Source organism: Xanthomonas sp. SHU 308, assembly GCF_000364645.1.
Classification (GTDB): Bacteria; Pseudomonadota; Gammaproteobacteria; order Xanthomonadales; family Xanthomonadaceae; genus Xanthomonas_A; species Xanthomonas_A sontii.
This window is the reverse complement of sequence record NZ_AQOK01000531.1, coordinates 1-2,266: the sequence shown is the minus strand read 5'-3', so window position 1 is coordinate 2,266 and position 2,266 is coordinate 1. Positions and strand designations below refer to the sequence as shown.

The following is a 2,266-nucleotide window of genomic DNA, read 5'->3' as shown; positions in this document are numbered from 1 at the left end:
TCGCCGCCCGCCAGTTCCGCCGCGTCCACCTCCACGATGGCGCCGTCGCGCTCGACCCGCGCGGTGGTCGGCGCCAGGTCGAGCAGCGCGCGCACCGCCGCGGTGGTGCGGCGCTTGGCGCGGGCCTCGAGCAGGCGCCCGAGCAGCACCAGGGTGATGACGCTGGTGCTGGCCTCGAAGTACACGTGCTGGCCGTGCAGGCCGGCCACGGTGACCACGGCGCTGTACAGATAGGCCATGCCGGTGCCCAGCGCGACCAGCACGTCCATGTTGGCGCTGCCGTTGCGCAGCGCGCGGTAGCCGGCGCGGTAGAAGCGCGCGCCGATCCAGCACTGCACCGGCGTCGCCAGCAACAGCTGCAGCCAGCGCGGCAGCGGCTCGGCGTGCGCGCCGCGCAGGGCGTCGCCATCCAGCATGCCGAGCATCTGCCCCCAGAACGGCAGGGTCAGCAGCACCGCTGCGGCGAACAGGCCCAGCTCGCGTCGCCAGGCACGTTGCTCGTCGCGCTCGCGCTCGGCCAGTTGCTCTGGGTCCATGGCCTGCGCGACGCGCGCGCCGAACCCAGCACGGGCGATCCGCGCGATGAGTTCCGCCGGCGCGACCGTGCCCGGCACGATCTCCACCCGCGCCTTGGCCGAGGCCAGGTTGGCGTGGCCGGCGAGCACACCCGGGGTCTTCGCTAGCACCGCATCGATGGACGCCACGCAGGACGCGCAGTGCAGGCCGCTGAGTTCAAGGGTCACGGTCTGGGTCGGCACGCGGTAGCCGGCGTGCTGGATGCGCTGCAGCAGCGTCGGCAGGTCCACCTGCTGCGGGTCGTAGTCCACCTGCACGCGCGCGCCGGCATAGCTGGCCTGCGCCGCCACGCCGGGCAGGCGCTGCAGCGCCTTCTCCACGCCGGCCGCGCAGGCGGCGCAGGTCATGCCCTGCACCGGCAAGGTCAGCGAGGCGGTGGCGCGGCCCGTGCTCATCGCGACGGCTCGCCGGCGGCATCGCCGCGGATGTCGCCCAGGATCGGGCAGGCGTCCGGCGCACCGCGGCCGGGGCACTCCTCGACCAGCGCCGCCAGGGTGTCGCGCATCTCGGTCAGCTCGGCGATGCGCCGATCCAGCGCCTGCAGGCGCGCGCTGGCGCGCTGCTTGATGCCCTCCACGCCGTGCACACGATCGTCCTGCAATGCCAGCAACTCGCCGATCTCCTCCAGCGAAAAGCCCAGTTCCTTGGCGCGGCGGATGAAGCGCACCCGCTGCACCGCCGCGGCGTCGTACTCGCGGTAGCCGGAGGCGCGGCGCGGGGCGGGTGGCAGCAGGCCCTGGCGTTCGTAGTAGCGCACGGTGTCGATGGCGACATCGGCCTGGCGGGCGAGCGCGCCGATGGTGAAGCGGGTGGTGGCGGGGTCGGATCGCATGCGCACACCCTACTCCCTGGAGTCGGGTCCAGAGTCAAGCCTTGCCGCATGGCGGTCGCTTGCCGCGCACGCCGGCTTCGGTATCCTCTTGTTCCTTCTGCCGCCACGTCCTGCCTGTCCGTGCCGACCTTCGCCGTCCTGCTGCGCCTGCTGCTGTGCCTGAGCCTGCTGCTCAACGGCACCGCGGCCGCCATGGCGATGCCTGGCATGGCGACGCACGGCAGCGCGACGCACGAAGCGGCTGCCATCGTCGCCAGCGCGGCGCCGGTGCATGCGGCGATGCCCTGTCACGACGCACCGCCACCGCCGCCGGCCGACCACGGCGAGCACTGCCACGACCATGCCGGCAAGCACGGCAACTGCGGCGGCATTGCCGGCTGCCAATGTCCGCACGCGCAACCGCTGCCGGCCTTGCTGGCGATGCCGCTGGCGCTGCCACGCTTGCCCCGCACCCTGATTGCCGCCGCTCCCCAGGGCGCGCACGGCGCACCCGGCCTGCCGCGGCTGGAACGTCCTCCCAGCGCCTGAGCGCGCGCGGCCGCCTGTTGGGCGGCCTCCTGGCGGCAGCCCACAGGCGCTGCCACGTCCGTGCCTGCAGCGCCCATCGGCGCTGCGTGGCGCATCGCATCCGCTGACGGACATCGCACATGAACCCATCTTCTTCCGGCCTGCCGGCGCTGCCGTCGCGGCGCCGCTTCGTGACCGGGCTGGCGCTGGGCGCCGCCGCCGGCCTCACCGGGCTGCCGCTGCGCAGCGCCCACGCCAGCGCGCTGGCCCGCAACGGCGCCGCGCCTTACGTGCTGCACGGCACTGACCTGGACCTGAGCATCGGCAGCACGCAGGTCAACTTCACCGGGC

4 protein-coding genes are annotated in these 2,266 nt (G+C 73.9%); 2 read left to right on the top strand and 2 right to left on the bottom strand.

The window, feature by feature from the left end:
- A partial coding sequence (locus D588_RS0115910; RefSeq protein WP_017916687.1) for a cation transporter occupies positions 1-971 on the bottom strand: 971 nt, incomplete at its 3' end.
- Positions 968-1,408 carry a heavy metal-responsive transcriptional regulator gene (locus D588_RS0115905; RefSeq protein ID WP_017914311.1) on the bottom strand — a complete coding sequence of 147 codons (441 nt, stop codon included), beginning with the start codon at positions 1,406-1,408 and terminating at the stop codon, positions 968-970. The genes D588_RS0115910 and D588_RS0115905, both read right to left, overlap by 4 nt.
- 120 nt (positions 1,409-1,528) lie before the next feature.
- On the opposite strand from D588_RS0115905, the gene D588_RS0115900 reads away from it, so the two are divergent.
- A complete protein-coding gene (locus tag D588_RS0115900; protein WP_017916686.1) occupies positions 1,529-1,936 on the top strand; it encodes a CopL family metal-binding regulatory protein in 408 nt (135 codons plus the stop codon).
- A 119-nt stretch (positions 1,937-2,055) separates the two neighbouring features.
- Positions 2,056-2,266: twin-arginine translocation signal domain-containing protein (locus D588_RS25030; RefSeq protein ID WP_043085337.1), on the top strand; the 211-nt coding region annotated here is incomplete at its 3' end.